This window comes from Kitasatospora sp. NE20-6, assembly GCF_045862635.1.
Map to the genome: position 1 here is coordinate 80930 of NZ_BPRL01000040.1, position 21032 is coordinate 101961.

Annotated in this window: 20 protein-coding genes; 10 read left to right on the forward strand and 10 right to left on the reverse strand. The window is 74.7% G+C overall.

The genetic code is table 11. The annotated features are described in order from the left end of the window. The first annotated feature begins 263 nt into the window (after nt 1–263). From SNE206_RS25720 to SNE206_RS25735, 4 genes are all read left to right on the forward strand, one after another. Entirely contained in the window at nt 264–3134 is a 2871-nt protein-coding gene (locus tag SNE206_RS25720) for an SCO7613 C-terminal domain-containing membrane protein (RefSeq protein WP_407915868.1), read from the forward strand. A gap of 191 nt (nt 3135–3325) precedes the next feature. Continuing rightward, entirely contained in the window at nt 3326–4687 is a 1362-nt protein-coding gene (locus SNE206_RS25725) for an MFS transporter (RefSeq protein ID WP_407915869.1), read from the forward strand. Nucleotides 4688–4830: 143 nt separating this feature from the next. After that, nucleotides 4831–5685 carry an SCO6745 family protein gene (locus tag SNE206_RS25730; RefSeq protein ID WP_407915870.1) on the forward strand — a complete coding sequence of 285 codons (855 nt, stop codon included), beginning with the start codon at nt 4831–4833 and terminating at the stop codon, nt 5683–5685. A gap of 198 nt (nt 5686–5883) precedes the next feature. Beyond that, nucleotides 5884–6033: a hypothetical protein gene (locus SNE206_RS25735; protein ID WP_407915871.1), complete on the forward strand. Its 150-nt coding sequence runs from the start codon at nt 5884–5886 to the stop codon at nt 6031–6033. 95 nt (nt 6034–6128) lie between these two features. Here the strand turns inward: SNE206_RS25735 and SNE206_RS25740 are convergent, their stop codons facing one another. From SNE206_RS25740 to SNE206_RS25755, 4 genes are all read right to left on the reverse strand, one after another. Then, nucleotides 6129–6830 (reverse strand): NAD-dependent epimerase/dehydratase family protein, encoded by a 702-nt coding sequence (locus SNE206_RS25740; protein ID WP_407915872.1) that lies wholly within the window; start codon nt 6828–6830, stop codon nt 6129–6131. 37 nt (nt 6831–6867) lie between these two features. Continuing rightward, nucleotides 6868–7542: a TetR family transcriptional regulator gene (locus SNE206_RS25745; protein ID WP_407915873.1), complete on the reverse strand. Its 675-nt coding sequence runs from the start codon at nt 7540–7542 to the stop codon at nt 6868–6870. 139 nt (nt 7543–7681) lie between these two features. Next, on the reverse strand, nt 7682–8122 hold the full coding sequence (locus SNE206_RS25750) for a thiol-disulfide oxidoreductase DCC family protein (RefSeq protein ID WP_407915874.1): 441 nt from the start codon (nt 8120–8122) through the stop codon (nt 7682–7684). A gap of 63 nt (nt 8123–8185) precedes the next feature. Further along, nucleotides 8186–8590 carry a hypothetical protein gene (locus tag SNE206_RS25755; protein WP_407915875.1) on the reverse strand — a complete coding sequence of 135 codons (405 nt, stop codon included), beginning with the start codon at nt 8588–8590 and terminating at the stop codon, nt 8186–8188. A 320-nt stretch (nt 8591–8910) separates the two neighbouring features. On the opposite strand from SNE206_RS25755, the gene SNE206_RS25760 reads away from it, so the two are divergent. Together SNE206_RS25760 and SNE206_RS25765 are read left to right on the forward strand one after the other, a co-directional pair. After that, nucleotides 8911–9285 carry a hypothetical protein gene (locus tag SNE206_RS25760; protein WP_407915876.1) on the forward strand — a complete coding sequence of 125 codons (375 nt, stop codon included), beginning with the start codon at nt 8911–8913 and terminating at the stop codon, nt 9283–9285. A 310-nt stretch (nt 9286–9595) separates the two neighbouring features. Beyond that, nucleotides 9596–10216: a DUF4328 domain-containing protein gene (locus SNE206_RS25765; protein ID WP_407915877.1), complete on the forward strand. Its 621-nt coding sequence runs from the start codon at nt 9596–9598 to the stop codon at nt 10214–10216. 209 nt (nt 10217–10425) lie between these two features. On the opposite strand, the gene SNE206_RS25770 is transcribed toward SNE206_RS25765, so the two are convergent. Then, on the reverse strand, nt 10426–10974 hold the full coding sequence (locus tag SNE206_RS25770) for a GNAT family N-acetyltransferase (RefSeq protein ID WP_407915878.1): 549 nt from the start codon (nt 10972–10974) through the stop codon (nt 10426–10428). Nucleotides 10975–11260: 286 nt separating this feature from the next. On the opposite strand from SNE206_RS25770, the gene SNE206_RS25775 reads away from it, so the two are divergent. Continuing rightward, nucleotides 11261–11689, forward strand: a complete 429-nt coding sequence (locus SNE206_RS25775; protein WP_407915879.1) for a VOC family protein — start codon at nt 11261–11263, stop codon at nt 11687–11689. A gap of 57 nt (nt 11690–11746) precedes the next feature. Here the strand turns inward: SNE206_RS25775 and SNE206_RS25780 are convergent, their stop codons facing one another. The 3 genes from SNE206_RS25780 to SNE206_RS25790 form a co-directional block, all read right to left on the reverse strand. Continuing rightward, complete coding sequence (locus SNE206_RS25780) at nt 11747–12958, reverse strand: LLM class flavin-dependent oxidoreductase (protein ID WP_407915880.1); 1212 nt, start codon at nt 12956–12958, stop codon at nt 11747–11749. Beyond that, a complete protein-coding gene (locus SNE206_RS25785) occupies nt 12955–14394 on the reverse strand; it encodes an NtaA/DmoA family FMN-dependent monooxygenase (RefSeq protein WP_407915888.1) in 1440 nt (479 codons plus the stop codon). The genes SNE206_RS25780 and SNE206_RS25785 overlap by 4 nt, the downstream gene beginning before the upstream one ends. Before the next feature lie 144 nt (nt 14395–14538). Continuing rightward, complete coding sequence (locus SNE206_RS25790) at nt 14539–15756, reverse strand: MFS transporter (protein WP_407915881.1); 1218 nt, start codon at nt 15754–15756, stop codon at nt 14539–14541. A gap of 65 nt (nt 15757–15821) precedes the next feature. Between SNE206_RS25790 and SNE206_RS25795 the strand changes: the two genes are divergently transcribed. The 3 genes from SNE206_RS25795 to SNE206_RS25805 all read left to right on the forward strand — a co-directional run bounded on the left by SNE206_RS25795 (nt 15822) and on the right by SNE206_RS25805 (nt 18542). Further along, entirely contained in the window at nt 15822–16214 is a 393-nt protein-coding gene (locus SNE206_RS25795; RefSeq protein WP_407915882.1) for a MerR family transcriptional regulator, read from the forward strand. Nucleotides 16215–16358: 144 nt separating this feature from the next. Then, on the forward strand, nt 16359–17060 hold the full coding sequence (locus tag SNE206_RS25800) for a Clp protease N-terminal domain-containing protein (protein WP_407915883.1): 702 nt from the start codon (nt 16359–16361) through the stop codon (nt 17058–17060). Nucleotides 17061–17594: 534 nt separating this feature from the next. Further along, the gene (locus SNE206_RS25805; RefSeq protein ID WP_407915884.1) at nt 17595–18542 is read left to right on the forward strand and encodes a glycosyltransferase family 2 protein; all 948 of its coding nucleotides are present in this window, start codon (nt 17595–17597) and stop codon (nt 18540–18542) included. Nucleotides 18543–18692: 150 nt separating this feature from the next. Here the strand turns inward: SNE206_RS25805 and SNE206_RS25810 are convergent, their stop codons facing one another. Next, nucleotides 18693–20159 carry a PucR family transcriptional regulator gene (locus SNE206_RS25810; protein ID WP_407915885.1) on the reverse strand — a complete coding sequence of 489 codons (1467 nt, stop codon included), beginning with the start codon at nt 20157–20159 and terminating at the stop codon, nt 18693–18695. A 141-nt stretch (nt 20160–20300) separates the two neighbouring features. Then, entirely contained in the window at nt 20301–20981 is a 681-nt protein-coding gene (locus tag SNE206_RS25815; protein ID WP_407915886.1) for a GntR family transcriptional regulator, read from the reverse strand. Nucleotides 20982–21032 lie beyond the last annotated feature (51 nt).

Here is a 21032-nt window from a genome sequence, read left to right on the forward strand (position 1 = left end):
CCTCCGGCCCCGTTTCCGCGTTCTTCTCCCGCGCGGTTGCACCCCGACACGGCCTCGGCACGGCCCCGACACGGCCCCGACACGGCCCCGGCACGGCACGGGGTCGTACGAGGTGCTGCTGCGGCCCGCGATCCGGACCCCCGTGTGTGCACGGGCCCCCCGGGACGTGCTGGTCCGCGCCGACGGTGAAACGGCCCGGCACCTCCCCGAAGTGAGTCGTCGTACTCATGTGCGCGGGACGGCACGTCCTGCACACTCTGCGCATGACGAGCCCCTACTCCGCCCCCTGCCCCGACTGCGGCGCCGACCTCGGCCCCGGCCGGCACACCCGGTGCCCGCACTGCCGGCTGCCGCTGACCGGAGCCGACGCCGGCGCCCTGTGGCAGGTCGTCATGGCCCTGCGCGGGCTGGACGAGCAGCGCGGGGCGATGGTGCGGCACCGGGACCACCTGCTCGCCGGGCTGCGCGCCCGCCGGGACGCTCCCGACACCGCCCCGGTGTGGGCGGCGCCGCCAGGCGCCCTCCCGGTCGTGCCGCCGCCCCGTGCGCTGCCGCCGGCCGCCGGGGCCGGTGGGCCGGCCGAGGTCTCCGGCCGGTCAGCGCAGACCGTGCTGCTGGTGCTCGGCGGGCTGCTGGTGAGCGTCGCCGCCCTGGTGTTCACCGTGGTCAGCTGGGGGCGGCTGGGCATCGGTGGCCGCGGCGCCGTCCTGTTCGGCCTCACGGCTGTCGCCCTGGCCGTCCCGTCCCCGCTGCGCCGCCGCCGGCTCACCGCGACCGCGGAGGCGGCGGCCGCCGTCGGGCTCGGGTTCCTGGTGCTGGACTGCTACGCGGCCAGGGCTGCCGGTCTCGCCGGGCTCGACGGCACCGACGGGCTCGGCTACTGGGCCGGTGCCACCGCGCTGCTCGCCGCCGGTTCCCTGGCCTACGGCCGGGCGCAGCAGCTGCGGTTCCCGCGTGCGGCGGGCTTCGTGCTGACGCGGGTGCCCGTGCTGCTGGCCCTGGCCGCGGCCGGGGTGGAGCAGGTGGAGGCGTACGCGGCGGCGATGGTGGCCGTGACCGTCCTGGACACGGCGCTCCTGGTGCGTGCGGAGCGGCGCGCGGCGGGGCGGACCGTCGGCCCGGTGGCTCCGGAACAGCACGCCGAGGTGACGTTCCGGCGGATCGGGGCGGGGTTCGCCGCGGTGTGGGCGCTGCTCGGCGGCGGCATCGCGGTGCTCGGGTCGGTGCTGTCGGACGGACCCGCGGAGGCCCTCCTGGCCTGGGGGCCGCTGGGCGTGCTGGCAGCCCTGGGGATGGGGTCGGCGCTCCGGTCGCCCGGCCTGCCGCACGGGGCGCGGCGGGCGATGGCGGCCGGCGCGGCCGTGGCGGCGCTCGCCGCGGCCGGCGGGACGCTGCGACTGCTGCTTCCGGTGGAGTGGACGGCGGTGGCCTACGGGCTGCCCGCGACACTGCTGGTCGTCGGCGCGGGCATGCTGCTGCGGCACCGGGCGGCGGCCGGTCGGAAGACGGAGCCCGGTGCGGAGGCCGGCGCGGGGACCGGTGCGGGAACCGGCGCGGGGGCCGGCGCGGGGACCGGTGCAGGTGCGGCATCGGGTGCGGCGCCGGAGTCGGTCGTGCGGACCGCCTGGACCTGTGTCCTCCACACGGCGGCCGCAGTGCTCGCGGCGGCCTCGCTGGGAACGGTGCCGCGGGCGCTGACCGCCGCGCTCGTACCGCTCGGTCACGCTCCCGCCACCTGGGGATGGGGTGTCGGGTCCGGGTGGGACCGGCAGACGCCGTGGCAGGTGCCGGGCTCCGCGCTGGCCGGGCTCGCACTGGTCGCCGTCGCGCTGGGTGCGGCGGCCGCGCTGAGGGTCGTCCGGCTGCCGGCCCGGGTGCCGGCGACCGGGGCCGTGGTGGCGGGTCTCCCGGTGGTGGCACTGGCGGCGCCGGCCGCCGGCCTGCCCTACGAGGTGTCGGTGGGCTGGGCCCTGCTGCTCGCCGCGGCGGCAGCTGCGGTGGTCGCGGTGCGGCCGGGACGGCCGGCCTGGGCCGGACTCGCGGTTGCGGGCGGCCTGGCGCCGGTGTGGGCGTCGGCGGACCGGACGGCCACGATCGTCGCCCTCGGTGTCTGCGCGGCACTCGCGGCAGCGACCGCCTGGCGGGCCGTCACCCGTGGTGGCACCACCGGGCGGGCGGCTGCCACGGCGGCGGCCGGTGCGGTGCTCGCCCTCGGTGTCGAGGCCGCGGCGGTCGGCGACACGGCCGGTCCGGGGCAGCCGTCCGTCGCGCTCGCGATCCTGGGCGTCGCCGCGGCCACCGCGCCGGTGGTCGCCGTGCTCGCCCACCGGGCGCGGGGCGGCGGCAGCACGGCGGGCGGGACCGTCCCCGGTGCGGCATCCGTCCCTGGTGCGGCATCCGTCGCCGGTGCGGCATTCGTCGCCGGTGCGCCGGAGGGGGCGGCCGGTGCCACGACGGCCGGTGCGACGGCGCTCCGGCGGGTGGCCGGGGTGGTGGAGGGCACCGGCTACGCGCTGGCCGTGGTGGCGCTCGGGCTGATGGTCGCCCACCCGGGAGTGCTGGCGTTCGGACTGGCGGCGGCCGGTGTGGTGGCCGCGGCGGTCGCGCTGCGCGCCGACCGGCGGGCCGCGGCGGGGATCGCGGCGACCGTCCTGCTGCTGGCCTCGACCTGGGTGCGGCTGGCGCTGTGGGGCGTGGTCACGCCGGAGGCGTACACCGCGGGCCTGGCCGGTGCGGCGCTCACGGTCGGGCACCTGCGGTACCGCCGTGACGCGGCGCTGTCCTCCTGGGCGGCGTACGGGCCGGGGCTGGGTCTCGGCCTCGCGCCGAGCGTCCTGGCGCTGGGGGCGGACGGCCACTGGCTCCGTCCGCTGCTGCTCGGCGCCGCCGCGCTGGGGGTGACGCTGCTCGGTGTGCGGTTCCGGCTGCAGGCGCCGCTGGTGCTGGGCGGGGGCACGCTGCTGGTGACGGCAGGACACGAACTCGCGCCGACGGTGGTCCAGGTGCTCGGGCTGCTGCCGCGCTGGGCTCCTCCGGCAGCGGCCGGCCTGCTCCTGCTGGCCGTCGGCGCGGGCTACGAACAGCGTCTCCGCGACGCGCGCCGTCTCCGCGACGGCCTTCGGCGCCTGCGGTAACGGCCGGTCCTGCCGGTCATCGCGGGCCGGCCACCGCGGGCTGGTCACCGTCCGGACGATCGCCTACGATCACCGGCATGGACATCTCCGGGCCGCACTGACGGATCGCCACCGCCACCGCCCCTCGCCGACGCGAGGCGGGCGGGGCGCCGCCGATCCGTCAACTGCCCTTCTTCCTGCCGGAGATCCCCATGTCCCGCCCCGTCAGGGGCAGCGCGACCTACCGCGCTGTCCTCTCGCTCCCCCGTGCCCGCACGCCGTTCGCCGCGGCCCTGCTGGCGCGTCTCTGCTACGGCGTGCTGCCGCTGCCCCTGCTCCTCTCGCTCAGGGACGCCACCGGCTCGTACACGGCGGCAGGCACCGCCGTGGGCCTGTTCGGTCTGATCTGCGCATTGCTGGGGCCGCTGCGGGCCCGGCTGGTCGAGCGCCGTCCGGTCGCACTGCCCGTCCTGGCGGGCGCCCACGCCGTACTGCTGGCCGTGGTGGCGGCTTGCGCCGCGGCCTCGCTGCCCGCCTGGGCCTCGCTCGCCCCGGCGGTGCTCGCCGGGCTGTTCCCGCCCCCGGTCGGACCGCTGATGCGGACGCTGTGGGGCGAACTGGCCGCGGACGAGGAGCAGCACCAGCGGGCACTGAGCCTCGACACGGTCGCCGAGTCGACGGTGTTCGCGCTCGGTCCGGTGCTGGCCGGGCTGCTGGTCTCGGCATGGTCCGCCCCCGTCGCGCTGGCGGTGTGTGCGGCCCTGTTCGTGGTGGCGTTCGCGGTGTTCGCGCACGCGCTGCGCGGCCGTCCCGCGGCCGCCCGGCCGTCGTCCGCGGGGGTGGTGACCGGTCCGCTGCGGGCGCCGGGCGTCGTCCCGCTGCTGCTGGTGGTCCTGGCGGTCGCAGCCGCGGCGGCCCTGGCCGACATCGCGATCGTCGCAGCCTGGGGCGCGGGGACGGCAGGTCCGCTGCTCGCGCTGTTCTCCGTCGGCGGCGCGGTCGGCGGGCTGGCCTACGGCCGGCGCACCTGGCGTTCCGGTCCGGGACCGCGCCTGCTGGTGCTGGCCGCGGCGGCAGCCGGCTGTTACACGCTTCCGGTGCTGGTGCCGTCGCCGGCCGGTGCCGCCGTCGGCCTGCTGCTGGCGGGCGCGTGCACGGACGCCCTGCTGGTGACCGGGTATCTGCTGGTCGACGTGCTGGTGCCGGCCGGGTCGCGGACGGAGGCCGGTGCCTGGGTGAACACGGCCTGGAACCTGGGGGGTGCGTTCGGGTCGTCGGCGGCGGGCCTGCTGATGGACCGGGCGGGCGCGGCCGCCGGGTTCACGGCGGCCGGCGCGGTGCTCGGCGCGGCCGCGGTCCTCGGCGCCGTGTGGCGCTCGCCGCTGCGCGGCCGGAGCCTGCCGGCACCGCAGGTGCCCGTCGAGCCGGACGAGCAGGCCCGCGGCGTCCGGGCCGGAGACGGCCGCACGTTCGGCGACGGGGACGGGGACTGGAACGGGAACACGAGCGGGGAGGGCGTCGTGGGGCCGCTGCTCCTCGCGGGACGCGCCGGGGCCGAGGACGCGGTGCTGTGACCGACAGCCACTGCGGCTCCGGGGGCCGCGGTCCTCCGGTGCCGAGGGGGCGGACGGCCGCGGAGTGCCCGGACGGCGTGCGTCGCCGACCGCCGCGGCCTCGCCTTCCGGCCCGTACAGCGGCCCGGGTACAGTCACCCACCATGGAGCTACTCGCCGGTAGGAAGTGTCACGACGCCCTCAACCCGCTGCACTCCCTGATCTACTTCGCCCCCGAGGCGGAGGAGGAGTTCACGGCAGTCGGCCTGGACCAGGGCCGGATGTGCTACTTCGCCGGGCGATCGGCCGCCATGGGCGCGGTCGGCGCCGGGCCGGTCGCTGCCGCCTTCTTCAACTTCGACCCCGCGCTGGTGGCCCGCCACGTCCCGCGGGCCTGGACGCTCGCGAGCCCGGCCGCCGTGCTCGAAGCCCGGCAGCGCGCCGTCGACCGGACGCTGCGCCGGCTGCTCGGAGACGGCATCGCGGCCGACCCCGAGGTCGCCGAGGCAGCGGCCCTCGCCCTCCGCGCGGCCGAGGCGTGCACGCCGGCGGGCCGCACCCTGTACGCCGCGCACGCCGAACTCCCGGTGCCCGACGAACCCCACCTGGCGCTGTGGCACGCCATCACCCTGCTGCGGGAGTACCGCGGCGACGGCCACCTCGCCGCACTCACCGAGGCCGAACTGGACGGCCCGCAGGCCCTCGTCACCCACACCGCCACGGGCCGGGGCTTCACCACGGCGTTCGCCCGCGCCAGCCGCGGCTGGACCGACACCGCATGGGCGCAGGCCGCCGACCGGCTCGCCGGGCGAGGGCTCCTCGACACCACCGGGGCCCTCACCGAGGCCGGCCACGCGCTCCGCCGGAGTGTCGAGGACACCACCGACCGACTCGCCCACGCGCCCTTCGCCCACCTGGGGCAGGCGGGCGTCGAACGGCTCACCGCCGTCGGACGCGAGCTCACCGCAACGGCCATGAGCAACGGCGCCTTCCCCCGCGGCGTCTTCAGCCGCACCTGACGCAACCGCACCTGACGCCACGGCTCCCGGGGCCACGGCTCCCGGGCACGGTTCCCGGGCCACGAACGGACTGCCCCGGGCGGCCCGCAGTACGCTCAATCACCTTTACTGCAATGGAACTTGGCTCGGTAAGGTGGTGCCGGGCGGGCGTGTCCCGGCCGCCGGTCCGACGGGACGCAGGGGACGTAGGGGGCGTCGGTGCTGAACGTTCTGCTCGCCGTTCTCATCCCGGTCGCGGCACTGGCCGCCGTCGGCTGCGGGTACTGGCTGTGGGCACGCCTCGGCACGGAGGACCCGGTGGAGCACCACAGCTCCGTGCCGCACGAGTACACCCCACCCGACGGCTGACCGGGCCGGGACGGCGACGGCAGCCACGGCGGCCCGGAGTCCCGCAGCGACAGGAAGCCGGGCCACGACGGCGGTCTGCCGCGGCACGCCGGCCGTCAGGGGGCCGGACGTCCGGCCGGCTCGTCCTGCCCGGTCACGGCGAGACGGTTGATGTCGGGGTTCCGCAGCACGGTGGGGCCGGCCCCCTCCGACCGGGCGACGGCGAGCATGGCACGCCCGACGGCGTCGGTGGTGGTGATGTAGCGGGGGAAGACGCGCCGCAGGAGGGGGTACAGCACTGCGGTGGCGCGGTACACGGCGCGGTAGAGCGGGGTGCGGGAGGTGGCACCGCCGACGGGCTGGATGTAACCGGGCCGGAACATGTACGCGCGCATCGGCATGGCGAGCAGGTCGTTCTCGGTGCGGCCCTTGACGCGGGCCCACATCTGGCGGCTCTTCCCGGTGCTGTCGGTGCCCTCGCCGGAGACGTAGACGAAGGCCAGCCCGGGATTCGCGGCGTTCAGGGCGTGGGCGGCGGCCAGCGCGTAGTCGTAGGTGACGCGGGTGTACTCCTCCTCCTTCCGGCCGACGGCCGAGACGCCGAGGCAGAAGAAGCAGGCGTCCAGGTCCTTCAGCTGGTCCTGGACGGCGGTGTAGTCGGTGAAGTCGGTGTGGACGATCTGCCGGAGCCTGGGGTGCTCCACAGGGAGGGGACTGCGGACGACGGCGAGGACCTCGGTGACGGTGTCGTCGAGGAGGCAGGCGCGCAGCGCGCCGTGGCCGACCATTCCGGATGCCCCGAAGACGATGACGCGCACGGCTGCTCCTGGCGGTGGGGGTGGTGGGGGCGGGGATTCAGGCAGAGGTGCGGGCGAGCGTGCCCGCGGTGAGCGTGGCCAGCACGTCCTGCAGGGCCGTGGTGAAGTCCGTCTTCCACACGGCGAGCGAGGGGTCGGCCGCGTAGGCGGCGAGCATCGACGGTGAAGGGCGGGCGTGGGTCCACACCGCGCCGATCATCATGATCACGGAGGCGGCCAGCCGGGAGGCCCGGTCGCCCAGCTCGGGCAGGTGGAAGCGGGCGAGCGCGGCCAGTTCCCCGACGTTGGCCAGGGCGGCCCTCTTGTAGCGCGCGGCGACCGCCGGGGACACGTTGTGCTCCAGCACCCCGGCCTGCGCGCTGAGCAGGTCGCACAGCACCCGGTACCCGGCGAGGGATGCTGCGAGGGCGGCAGCGAAGCGCTCCGTCCGTTCGGCCACTGCCGCCTCCGCGTCGATCGCGTCGGCCAGCACAGCGGGCAGCCCGGCCGTCCACCGCCTCCAGGTGAGGTCCAGCAGTTCCAGCAGGACCGCCTCGCGGGACTCGAAGTACCGCAGCACGTTGGATTTCGCCAGGCCGACGCGGCGGCTGAGCTCGTTGAGGCTGACCTCGCCGACAGGCATCTCGTCGAGCATGGCGGCGGCGGCGTCGAGGATCGACTGCCGTCGGATCTCTCGCTGCTCCTCGCTGCGCGCACGCTGGAAGGTGTCCACGCACTCATACTACAGACCGCCGGTTCTTTGTCATCGGACCGGCGGTGCCTTACGCGCGGAACGCCACGGCCCGGCGGCCCGCCACCGGGCCGGGCGGGGTGAGCGACGGGGCGGTCGACGGCCGGAAGGGCGAGCCGACTCACGGACCCGCCGGCCGGGGCGCCGGGCAGGAGCCGCCGTCCCCGCAGGGGGCCGCGGCCGGAGGCCGGTCGGCGCCGGCCGCCCCCTCCTCGTCCGGCGCGACCCGGCCTACCCCCGTGGCGGAGCGGTACCTGCTGGCGGTGAACGCGGCGGCCCGGGCCAGCGGGAGGCCGGCCGGGGTCGACAGCCGTACGGCGAGCGACCGGTACCCGGCCAGCGCCCACAGGCAGGCCACGAAGGCGTGCGCCCCGCGCCAGACCTCGCCGGTGTCGGCGACGACGGTGATCTCACCGAGCGAGGCGTCGTGGTCGAGCCCGGGGAACCGCTCCCGGGCCCCGGCCGAGGCCGCCGTGACGAACTCCAGCGGCACCAGCTGCGGCTGCCCCCGCAGCCAGGCCGTCAGGTGCCGGCAGAGCAGGCAGCCGGGATCGTGCAGCACGGTGATCCGACGGACCGGCGGCGGGGCCCCGGCTCCGGGACGGGTGATCGCATGCACGGCGGGTCAGGCCTGGTGCGGGTGGACCCACGCCTGCGGCGCGACCGGCGGCCGGTGCTGCTTCTCCAGCGCGCTCCGGCGGCGGATCCGGTTGAGCACGTACACGTTGCCCAGGTGCATCACGCCGAGCAGCAGCAGCACGGTGCCGAGCTTGTACGAGAGTGCGTCGAACACGCCCCGGACGTTGTCCACCCGCTCGTCGGTGCGCATCCAGAGCGCCACGAAGCCGAGGTTGATCAGGTAGAAGCCGACCACCAGCAGGTGGTTGACCGCGTCGGCGAGCCGCTCGTCGCCGGCGAACACGTCGGCCAGGAAGATCCGGCCGTTCCTGCTCAGCGTCCGCGCCACCCACATGGTCACACCGGTGGCGATCGGCAGGTAGGCGGCGTAGCTGATGACTGTGCAGTCCATCGGGACTCCGTTTCGAACGTGTTCAAAACCTTGTGGGCACGACTCTAGGGCACAGATTTGAACGCGTTCAAGTGGGGGTGGTGGGATGCGCGTCACACGTCCCGGACGGCCTGCCGATCCCCCGGCACCTCCGCCCCGGCCACGGGCGGCGCCGGGACGGCCTGCGCCTGCGCGACCACGCGGAAACAGCGGAGGCGGCGGAGGCGCAGCGATCAGCGGGCCGGTCCGCGGCCCGGCGCCGTGACGCGCCCGACGGATAATGGCCGAGGCCACGGGCCGGCTGCGCCCGGGGCACCGATCGATGGAAAGACGGAGGACGGATGACCCTGAAGGAAGGCCTGCGCGTCAGGCTGGCCGAGGACCTCGCACTCGGTGAGGCGGTCGCCGGGGAGCCCGGGGCCGTCGTCGGGTTCCTCTCACTGGCAGCCGGGACCGAGGGCACCGTCGAGCGGGTGGACGGGGAACTCCCGGAGAGCGAGGAGGCCCGCGAGTACCAGCGGCTCAAGGCGCTGTTCGAGGACTACGGGCACACCATGCCGGCGGCGAGCCGGCAGCAGCTGGAGGCGAAGATCGCCGCGCTGGAACCGGAGTGGACCGCGCAGCAGGAACGGGGAACCCGGGTGACGGTCCGGGTCCGGCTGGACAACGGCTTCGTCCTCGACGAGGCGCACCAGGACATCCTCACGCCCCTGTGAAGGACGACGTCCCGGCGCGACAGCGGCACCGAGGCCTGGCCTGCGGGGCCTGGCCTGCGGGACCGGGCGGCCTGCGGAGGCTGCCTGCACCTGGAGATCCGCGGCCGACCGGCCGGCCCGCCCACCCCGGCGGCGCCGGCCACCCGCAGGCAGCAGGGCCGGCGCGGCCGCGGCGGAGACGCCCGCAGTGCCTGGGCCCTGGCCCGCGGAGCACGACAGGAAACCTGTGGACAGCCTGCACACGCAGCCCTACTCTGCAGGCGATCTCTGCGCGTGACCGGCACCGCAGGCATGTCGGCGGGGGCTCGCAGTGAACTCCGAATCACATCGTCACGGACCGCTTCCGCGCGCCCTGGCCTACAGCGGACCGGTCGCCGACCCCCGGCGACCGGCCCTGGCCGCGCAGGTGCTGATCGCCGTGCAGACCGCCGTACAACTGGCCGGGGCGGTGACCGTCGGCACCGGGTCGAAGCTCTTCGCACAGTTCGTCCCGATTTCCATGCCGCTGTTCGTCGCCACCGTCGTCGTGTTCCTCTTCTGGTTCCGGCGCTGCCGGCTCAACGCGGAGCACTTCGCTCCCGGAACTCACCGGTATTCGGCGGGACTTGCCGTCGGCGCGTGGTTCATCCCCGTGGCGATGTGGTGGATTCCGCGCCGGATGGCGCTGGACGTCCTGCGCGCGAACTCGCCCGCCGGCGGCGCCTGGGTGATCAACGCGTGGTGGGCGGCGTGGCTCGCCAAGACGGTCGGCGGCGCGATTGCCGTTCAGCTCGGTTCGGGTCCTTACGGGTACTCCCCCTACGACGCGGCGGTCAACGTCGTCGCTGCGGTTCTGGCGATCCTGGTGATCCGGCAGGTGACGGCCGGTCAGGATGCAGCGGTTCGGGCCGATCTGGCCGCCATGCCGTTCACCCGGGCTCCGGCGCTCTGACCGCCCCGGCGCACCCGTGCTGCACAGGCCTCACCGACGGCACCTGCGGCCGACCCGTGAGGCCTGCGCAGCACGGGTGCACTGCCGGGCAGCCTCCTGGGGCCGGGCGCCCCACGGGTGTCCGGCCCCAGGAGGCCGGAAGCCGGGGCCGACGGCGGATCGGTGACCCCGTGGATCCGCGATGCCCGCACGGGCTCAACCGCCCGGGCTCAACCGGACGGTGCGTCCGGGGACCGCACGCCGAACCACTGCTCGGCGCCGTACTCCTCGAACCGCTCCACCTCGGTGAACCCCAGCTTCGCCGCGAGGCGCATCGCGCGGTCGTTGACGGTCTGGGTGCAGAGCACCACCGGCTCGCCGGGAAGCGCGTCGGCGAACCAGTCGAGTGCCGCTGCGCACGCCTCGGCGGCGTACCCGCACCCCCACGCCTCCGGCAGGAGCAGGTAGCCGAGTTCGGTCTCCCCGGCCTCCGGACGGACGTGGCCAGGACGCTCCGCGTCGCGCCGGTCGAGCGTGATCATGCCGATCATCGCGCCGGCGAGATCGATCACGAAGAAGCCGGGACGCTGCCCGGGCACCTCCGGCATCGTGCGGTCGAGCTCGTCCCGCGGTCGGGGGCCACCGATGTAGGTACCCACCTCCGGCGATGCGAACAGCTCGACGAACGCCGGACGATCCCGGGCCTCGGACTCGCGGAGCACCAGCCGCCCGGTCCTGATCGGGGCAGGCGGCCAGGCGGCGGGTCCGTACTCGGTCATGGCGGGCAACCTATCGCACGCCCGCCCGGCCGGAGCCCCGGACCCGGCTTCGCCGTCACCGACCGGTCGGTTCAGGTGGCCAGGTGGCCTGGTGGCCAGGCGGCCGTCCAGCACCTCCTCGTCCGTGCCGTCCCCCGCGAATCGGCACCGTGCCGTCTCCGCGAATCGGCCGCCGTCCCGGGCGATCCGGTCCGTCGGCACTCCTCGTGCCGGACGGGGCCCCGGCCCGCGCGGCGATGACACCCCGGTGGGTGCGCTGAGCGGAACGCGTCAATATGGTGGCCCGATGACGTCGATCAAGAAGTTCCAAGTCACCTTCGACTGCGCAGAACCCGAGCGACTCGCCCGCTTCTGGTGCGAGGTGCTGGGATACGTCGTACCGCCGCCACCGGAGGGGTTCGCCACCTGGGACGACCACAGGCTCTCGCTGCCGCCCGAGCAGCAGGACGCGTGGTTCGCTTGCAGCGATCCCTCGGGCGTGGGCCCGCGGCTGTACTTCCAGCGCGTCCCCGAAGGGAAGGCCGCCAAGAACCGGCTGCACCTCGACGTGCGGGTCGGCACCGGACTCGTGGGTGAGGAGCGCCTCGCCACGCTGGAGGCCGAGTGCGCACGGCTGGTCGCACTCGGCGCGGTCCACGTGCGGACGCTGTACGACGGCAATGACGCGTGCATCCCGATGCAGGACATCGAGGGCAACGAGTTCTGCGTCGACTGAGCGTCCGCGATGCGGGAGCGGAGGCCCAGCCCAGCCCGGCCCGGCCCGGCCCGGGCGCTATGCGGGGCCGGGGGCCCGCGCATGGCGGTTGGCGGGGCGGGGCAGGCCGAGCAGGCCGCGCAGGGTGTCGGCCCCGTAGGCGGTACGGAACGCCTTGCGCCGCTGGAGCTCGGGCACCAGGCCGCCGGTGATGGCGGCGAGGTCGTGCGGCAGCGTGCCCGGTCGCAGCCGGAAGCCGTCCAGCCCGGCCGCCTGCCACTCCAGCAGCAGGTCGGCCAACTCGCCCGGGGTGCCGGTGAAGACGGCCGCGTCCGAGGCGAACTCGCTGCCGTCCAGCTCGTCCAGCCGGCGTTTGCGTTCGGCGGCCCGACCCGGTTCCGCGTCCAGGAGGACCACCAGGTCGGCGAAGGCCCTGACCAGGTCCCCGGCCGGCCGCCCGGACCGTTGCCGTGCCCGCCCGAACTCGGCGAGCCTGGTCACGACGTCCGCGCGGGACTGCGGCGTGACGAACACGACGTCGGCCGCGGCGGCGGCCAGTTCGTAGGGCGTGCTCGCGTGCGCAAGGACGGCCACCACCGGCTGGCCCTGCGGCGGGCGCGGTGTGATCGACGGACCCCGGACGCTGAAGTGCCGTCCCTCGAAGTCGATGTGGTGCACCTTGTCGCGGTCGATGAAGCGCCCCGTCGCGACGTCCCGGATCTCCGCGTCGTCCTCCCAGCTGTCCCAGAGCCGACGGACCGCCTCCACCACCTCGCCGGCCTCGCCGAACAGTTCGCGCAACCGGGCGGCGACGAGCTCCGGGTCGAGGACGTCCTCCGGGGTCAGCTGGGGGGTGGTCCGCCGCCCGAAGTGGGCCGCGTCGGCGGCGCGCGAGGTGATCTGCGGACGCCAGCCCGCCCGCCCCCGGCTCGCGTGGTCCAGGGAGGCGATGCCGATGGCCACGTGGAACGGCTCGGTGTGGGTGACGTTGGTGGTGGGGACCAGCCCGATGTGCGAGGTCAGCGGGGCCAGCGCGGCCGTGAGCAGGACGGCGTCCAGCCGGCCCCTGACGTGGTCGGTCCGGTCGTCCGGCAGGTGGAAGGCGGAGGTCTGCAGGCCGAGGGTGTCCTCGAAGGTGACGAAGTCGAGCAGACCGCGTTCGGCCCCGGTGACCAGGTCGGCCCAGTACCGGGCGGTCAGGATCTCGGCGGGCCGGGCCCCCGGCTCCCGCCAGGACGCCGGGTGCCAGCCGGTGCCGTCCAGGGCGACCGCGAGGTGGAGCTGCGTCACGACGTCTCCTTACCGGTGCGTCCGGCCGTGCCGCCCCGGGCGGCCGCCGTGTCGGGACGGGCGGCCGCCGTGCTGCGACGGACGGCCGCCGTGCTGGGACGAACGGCGGCCGCGCTGCGGGGCGGTCCTCCCAGACCGAGGTGGTCGCGGAGCGTGCTGCCGGTGTACTCCGTGCGGTGGACGCCCATCTCCTGGAGCAGCGGGACCACCCGGTCGACCAGGTCGTCCAGCCCGCCGGGCACCAGGTGCGGGGCGAAGATGAAGCCGTCGGCGGCGTCGGTCTGCACGAACTCGTTCATGGAGTCGGCCACTTGGCGTGGAGTGCCGACGAAGGTCGGCCGCGCGGTGACCTCGGTGACCAGGCCCCGGATGCTCAGCCCGCCCGCCTCCGCGATCGCCCGCCAGCGACGGACGGTCTGCTCCCGCCCCTTGCGGAACTGCGAGTGTCCCTCGGTGACGCCGTCGGGCAGCGGGTCGATGTCCGGCAGGGGCCCGTCCGGGTCGTACCCCGACAGGTCCCGGCCCCAGGCCGCCTCCAGCAGCATCAGTGCCGTCTGCGGGCCGACCTGGGCGCGGGCGATCTCGGCGGCGTGCTCGGCGGCCTCCGCGGCGGTGTCGCCGAGCACGTAGCCGACCGAGGGAATGATCTTCAGGTCCTCCGGGGCTCGGCCGTACGGGGCGAGCCGCCGCTTGACGTCGCGGTAGAAGGCCCGGCCGTCGGCCAGGTTGTCGTGCCTGCTGAAGATGACGTCGGCGTCGGAGGCCGCGAACTCGCGGCCCTCGGCGGAGTCCCCCGCCTGGATGATCACCGGGTGGCCCTGCGGCCCGGGGGGCGTGCTGAACCGCCCGGAGATGTCGAAGTGCCGGCCCCGGTGCTCGAACGCGCCCGCCCCGGCCCCGATGAACGCGCCGGAGGCCGCGTCCGCCCGGAAGTCGCCCGGCCGCCAGCTGTCCCACAGCACCCGCGCGGCCTGCAGGAACTCGGCGGCCCGGGTGTAGCGGTCGGCCTCGTCGAGGAAACCGCCGCGCCGGAAGTTCCCGCCGGTGAAGGCGTCGTGACTGGTCACCACGTTCCAGGCGGCCCGGCCCTCGCTCAGGTGGTCCAGGGTGGCCAGCCGCCGGGCCACCTCGTACGGCTCGTTGAAGGTGGAGTTGACCGTCGCGGCCAGCCCGAGATGCGTGGTGACGGCGGAGAGCGCGCTCAGCACGGTGAGCGATTCGGGCCGGCCCGCCACGTCGAGGTCGTGCACCTGTCCCTTGTGCTCGCGCAGCCGCAGGCCCTCGGAGAGGAAGAAGAAGTCGAACCTGCCGCGCTCGGCGGTCCGGGCGAGCCGGGCGAACGAGTCGAAGGCGATCTGGCTGCCCGCGCTGGGGTCCGACCAGACCACGGTGTTCTGCACAGCGGGGAGTTGAGCGGCGAGATGGATCTGTTTCAGGGGCACGGCAGACGGTCTCCTCGGACAGCATGGTCGGCGGCGGGCAGCGGGGGCGGCGGCGTGCGGGGCAGGTTCCGGCGGTGGGCAGCGGGGTCGGTGGTGGGCGGCAGCGCGTCCCGGCGGTGGGCAGCGGGGCGGCGGCGCTCACCCGCGCCGGCGGGGGAACCCGTGCGTTCGGGCAGTGACCACCACGACCAGCACCGGGACCATCAGGATCAGCACGCTCCACGGGAAGGCCCCGGCGCCGAGCGCGTCCAGCAGCACGCCGCCGACGACCCCGCCTGCAGCCATCGCCACGTTCCACAGGGTGACGAGCATCGCCTGGGCGGCGTCCGCCTGTTCACCGCCCGCGTCGCCCACCGCGGTCTGCAGCAGGGTCGGGACGCCTCCCCAGCCGAGACCCCAGAGCGCCGCCGCCGCGTGGACCAGCAGGTGACTGTCGGACAGCAGCCCCAGCCCGGCGGCCGCCACCGCGACCAGCAGCGAGCTGCCGATCGTCAGGGCCCGCAGCCGGTGGTGGATCCGGGCGCCCACGATCCAGATGCTCACCATCGAGGCGACACCGAAGACCAGCAGCACGAGGTCGGTGGAGCGGCCCATGCCGAGGTGGTCGAGGTAGGACGCGATGTAGGCGTACAGGACGGTGTGGGCCAGCACGAAGAGCAGGGTCACGAAGAGCACCGGCGTCACACCGGGGACGGAGAGCGCCCCCACGATGCGGGTCCTGCCACCGGGCCGCTGTCCCGGGTGGTCCGGCAGGGTCGCCGTGATCCACGCGATCACGATCAGGGCCAGCGCCGTCATCGTCAGGAACACCACCCTCCAGCCGAACGCCTCGCCCAGGAAGGTGCCCGCGGGCACCCCCAGCGACAGCGCGACCGGAATGCCCGTCATGACGACGGCGATCGCCTTGCCCTGCAGCGGGACCGGCGCCATCCGGCGGGCGTACCCGGCCAGCAGCGCCCATGCCAGCCCGGCGGCCACTCCGGCGACGAACCGGCCCGCCATGGTCAGCGTGTAGGCGGTCGACAGCGCCGTGACGGTGTTGGCGAGGGCGAACGCCGCCATCGCCGTCAGCAGCAGCCGCCTGCGACGCCACGCGGCAGTGGCCAGGGTCAGCGGGATCGCCGTGAGCGCGGTCCCGATCGCGTAGATCGTCACCGACTGTCCCATCGCCGACTCGCCGACCCCGAGGTCGGCGCTCATCGCGGGCAGCACACCCGCCGGGATCGTCTCGGTCAGACAGGTGACGAAGACGGCCGTGGCAAGCGCCAGCAGCGCCGGGACCGGCAGCTTCCGGTTCTCCGCCTGCTCGTCGTCCTCGGGTTCTGCCTGGGTGTCCACCGGCAACCGTGTGCTCATGGCGGCTATGGTTGAACCCTCACATATATGTGAGGGTCAATCAGGTCGAATGTGAGGTCGGTCACGTGCGCATCGGAGAACTGTCGGAACGCACCGACACGTCCCGCCGTCTGCTCCGCTACTACGAGGAGCAGCAGTTGATCGTCTCCACCCGCTCCCCCAACGGCTACCGCGAGTACGACGAGCGCTTCGTGGACCGGGTGATGCAGATCCGGGGACTGCTCGACGCCGGACTCCCGACCAGGATCATCAAACAGATCCTGCCCTGCCTCGACAAGCCCCGGACCATCCACTTCCCCGACGCCACACCCGAGATGCTCGCCACCCTCACCCGCGAACGCGACCGGATGACCGAACGCATCAACTGCCTGATCCGCAACCGGGATTCGGTCGCCGAATACCTCGACGCGGTCAGCGGGGGGCAGCACCCCGCCACCGCCGGCCCCGAGCCGGCCTGAAGCCTGCCCCGAAGCGGCCCGCACCCGCTCCGCCGGACGGCGAGCTCACGGCCCGCGCCGGGTGCGCCGGGTGCGCCGGGTGCGCCGGAAATCTGCGTCAATTACAGATTGACGGTCGGGGAATCGTCAATCTACGATTGACGCATGAGCCCACTCAACATCAGCCTCGCCGACCTGATCGCCCGTCTCGACGAGGAACTCCCCGACGCCGACAACCTGGCCCGCATCAGCGAGGCCCACGTCCGTTCCCACACCCTGTCCGACCTCGGCGACCAGCTCGTCGGCCACTACGTCGGCAAGGCCAAGCAGGCCGGCGCGTCGTGGACCGAGATCGGCGACGCCATCGGGGTGTCCAAGCAGGCCGCCCAGCAACGCCACACGCCCGCCGCGTTCGAACGGTTCACCAACCTGAACCGGCACAGCATCGTGCTGGCACAGGAGGCCGCCCGAACGCACAAGCACGACGGCATCGGCACCGAACACCTCCTGCTCGGCCTGCTCGGCGAACCGCAGGGCCTGGCGTACGAGGTGCTGACGGCGAAGGCCGGTTCGGAGCAGCGCATCCGCGACGCGATCGAGGAAGCGCTGCCGCCGGCCGGTCAGAAGGCGCTGCGAGGTCACATCGCGTTCCGGCCGGACAGCAAGGAGGCCATCGAGCAGGCGTCCCGCGCGTCGGCCGACCTCGGCCACGACCGGGTCGGCACGGAGCACATGCTGCTGGGCCTGATCCGCGTCGAGGAGGGTCCGGCCGCGCAGATCCTGCGCAGCCTCGGCTTCACGTCGGACGAGCTGCACGAGACGGTCAGGACCGAGGTCGCCGAACGGTCCGCAGCACGCGACCAGTAGCAACGGAACACCGGCCGGCTCCGCCGCCGACCGCGGGCCGCGGGCCGCGGGCCGCGGGCAACCGGCGGTTTCCCGCCATCTCCCGACACGGACGGGCGACGGCACCGGACCGCCCCTCCCCGCGGGGTCCGGCGTCGCCGGGCGACCCGCGCACGCTGCGCCGACACGTCCGGTGCCGGTCCGGGCAGCCGTCCCACCGGGCCGACCAGCCCCACGGGCCGCACGAGTGAGCACAGCTGACACAACGGCACTGAACAGGACATCAGGGATCATTCACGTGGCCGACCCTGGAGCCGTGGCGGCGTCCGCTCGTTGACCGGCCATGTCGGCCCCTGTTCGATGGGGTCCGATCCGGCCGGGCGGCCACCGCACCGGGCCGGAGTGTCCCGGCACCCGTCCCCCATGTCCCGTCGCAGCCCTCCGCACCCGGCAGAGGTCGGCCGCCTTCCGCGTGCCGGATCACCACGCCCTGACACACAGCACCGCTCCCGTCTCCCTCTCGGAGCCGGGAGGAACAGGGAACAGGGGACCACGATGGCTTCGACGTCAACCGCCACCTTCGTCATGCCGCTCTACGCCGACGGCCCGCGAGCTGCCGACCACCTCCATCACACGGTGGAGAGCCTGCTCGCCCAGACGGACCGGGACTGGCAACTCGTCGTCGTCGACGACGCCTCACCGGAACCGGCCGCCCGGCAGCAGGTGGAGGCCCTCGGCCGGTCCCATCCGGAGCGGGTCTTCCTCCTCCCCCAGGGGGTCAACCGCGGGCAGGGATTCTGCCGCAACCTCGGCACCCGCTGGGCGCACGCCCGGGGATCGGGCATCGTCCTCTTCCAGGACGCCGACGACGTGGCCCACCCGCTCCGGCTCGAAGCCACCCGGCGCGTCTTCGAGGAACGGCCCGACGTCGACTTCGTCTACTCGACCTTCACCGTGATCGACGAGTACGGCGCCACCGTGGCGGAGGACCGTCTCACCCCCTCGCTCCGCGAGATCGTGGAGTCCCACCGCACCACCCCGGTCGAGGGGCCGGACGCCTGGATCCGCATGGGCGTCGACACCGGGTACACCACGCTGACCTCGACCGTCGCCGTCCGTACCGCTCTCGCCCTCGCCCACCCGTTCCCGCACGTCCGGGCGTCCGAGGACGCGCACGCGTGGTTCCGGATGTCCGCCGGCGGGAGCGCCCTGGCCTACCTCCCGACGATCCCCTGCCGGTACCGCGTCCCCCAAAACACCACGGGCTCGGCCGACCGCAGCCGCATCGGGGACGACTACTACCGGCGGAAGGCCGAGGTCGACACCGACGGCTTCCACCAGGCGATCTCCATCGCCCTGGAACGGCGGGCCCTCGACCCGGCCGAGGTCGACGGCCTCATGGACGCCTTCCTCCGACGGCTGGCCCTCACCATGGAGCGGGAGGGCCAGCACGCCGTCGCCCGCCAGGTCCTCGAAGACGCCGGGCAGGCCGCCGCCCGCTAGCTCCTGCGGGCCGGGCCCGGCATCCGCCATGCGGTGATCGACACCGCGATCTCCACGGAACTGTACGGAGCTGTACGGAGCTGTACGGAGCTGTACGGGCGGGCGCTGCTCGGCATCGGGGAGCAGGTCGCCCCGCTGATCCGGCGCCGGCTACGGGCGGCCGGGGCGGGGATCCGTTCCGGCCGGCCTGAGGACGGCCGGGCCGAGTGCGCGGGCGACGGCCAGGGCGGCGTGCACTTCGAGATGCCGCTCGGTGAGGTCGTGGCCGAGGATCTGCTGGGCGCGTTTGACCCGGTAGGTGACGGTGTTGCGGGCCACGTGCATGTGGGCCGCGGTCGTCATGAGGCTCCGCTCGCCCTGCAGGTAGTGCCGCAGGGTCTCGCGGAGCTGCCCGGCCTGCGGGGTGTCGTCCGCGAGCGCGCCCAGTTCGCCGAGGACGAAGTTCCGCGCGGCGGGCAGGTCGCCGCCGATCAGGGCGGCGATCTCGATGTCGCGGTAGTGCAGGACCGGGGGACTGCCCTGCGGGTTGGTGCGGGCCACGCGCGCCGCCCGGCCGGACTCCTCGTGGGACTGCCGGAAGCCGGCCGGGCCCGGGTGCGGGGAACCGCAGGCGAGGTGGACGCCGGCGCGGACCGCGGTGGCCTCCTCCGCGGGCCGACCGGCGCCGGACCGGTCCCCGCCGGGCAGGCCACCGGACAGACCGCCGGGCAGGCCACCGTCGGACCGGCCGCTGTCGGACCGGCCGGTCACGACGCGCGAGCCCCAGGCCCACAGGGCCGTACGGCCGGTGGGCACGACCAGCGTGGCGGTGCGCCCGTTGCGGTGCAGGAATTCCACGGCCGCCTGCTGGAGGTCCGTGCCGGTGGCCCCCGCCGTCGGGTCGCACCAGGCGGTGATCGCGAGGTGGTCGTGCGCCAGCGCGTAGCCGAGGGTCTGGCCGGCGGTGTCGGGGTCGACCGGCTCACCGTCCAGGATCGCCCGGACGGTTTCCTGCCGGGCGGCCGCGTTGCCGGTCAGCCAGCGGTCGTGCTCGGCCAGGTACTCCTCGGTCATCCGGGAGGAGAAGCCGTCGATGAAGCGGAAGAGGGTGTCGGAGAGGTGCTGCATGTGTTCGGCGCGCCGCTCCGGCGGTGTCAGTTCGCGGCAGGCGGCCATCAGGGCGTGGGCCAGGCCGGCGTGGCCGAGCCGGATGCCCCGCAGCACCTTGTCGAGCGGGATGCCGCGGCGGACGAAGTCACGGTCGCCCTGCAGGGCCTCGTCCGGGGCCGGCGTGCGGGCGGCCGAATCGGCGAGCAGCAGCAGGGCCCACAGCACGGAGGACTCGGTGCCCATCCGCAGCGTCTCGAACGGCTCCGCGCCGCCGCCGAGTTCGGGCACCTCGGCGGCGATGGTCTCGGCCATCGTGTGGCCCGTCGCGACGGCCCACACGACCGGGGCAGGGCCGAGACAGGCCTCGGTCTCGGCCCGGGTGCGCGGCGAGCTGGCCGGCGTGAGCTCCTGCGCCGTGTCCGGCGGTGCCAGCCGGCGCAGCCAGTCGGCACCGTTCTCGGGGGCGGGGACCGTCCCCTCGTAGGGGGATCCACCGCTGCCGGGCGGTGCCGTGCCCGTCTCTTCCAAGGCTGCCTCCGGTGGTTCAGGGCATCGCCACCAGCGTGGCGCGGTCGCCCGGATGTGTCGACCGGCCGGAGCCGGCGGACAGGGACGGGCGAACAGGGCGGGCGACAGCGGTGGGTGGGTGGAGCGGACGGGTGGGGGCGGTCAGCCGACGGGTTCGGTCTCGGCGCGGACGACGGTGCGCAGGGAGGCGGAGGTGCGGTCGATGTGCTCGGCGAGGAGTCGGGAGGCCGTGGTGGCGTCCCGGGCGAGGACGGCGTCGAGGAGTTGCTGGTGCTCGTGGGCGACGTCGCGGTCGTAGTCGTGTCCGACGGGGCGGGACCAGCGGCGGTAGAGCGTGGCGGCGTCGCGCAGGGCCATGGTGACGGCGAGCAGCCGGTCGTTGCCGCAGCCGGCGAGCAGGGCCTGGTGGAAGCGTTCGTGGACGGCGAACCACTCCGGGTCGGGGCTGCCGTCGGGGAGCGTGGTGGGTGTGCCGGCCAGCTGGTGGTGGGCGGCGACGGCGGCCGCCTCCCACCGGAGGTCGCCGCGTTCGACGGCGCGGCGCAGCACCAGCGACTCGATCTCGACGCGGGCCTCGGTGAGTTCGTCGAGGTGCTGCAGGGAGAGGGCGACCACGCTGAAGCCCTGCTGGGGTGCGGCGGTGACCAGGCCCTGTTCGGACAGGCGGGTCAGGGCCTCACGGACGACGGACTGGCTGACCGTGAAGCGCTGGGCGAGTTCGACCAGGCGCAGCCGCTGCCCGGGCTGCAGCCGTCCCTGGAAGATCTCCTCGCGGATCAGCGCGTGGACCGTGCCTGCTCGTGTCGCCTTTTCTCCCGCCATGGTCGCAGAGGGTAGCAGGAAGCGCTATGAGGAACAATTATCGTTAATCTC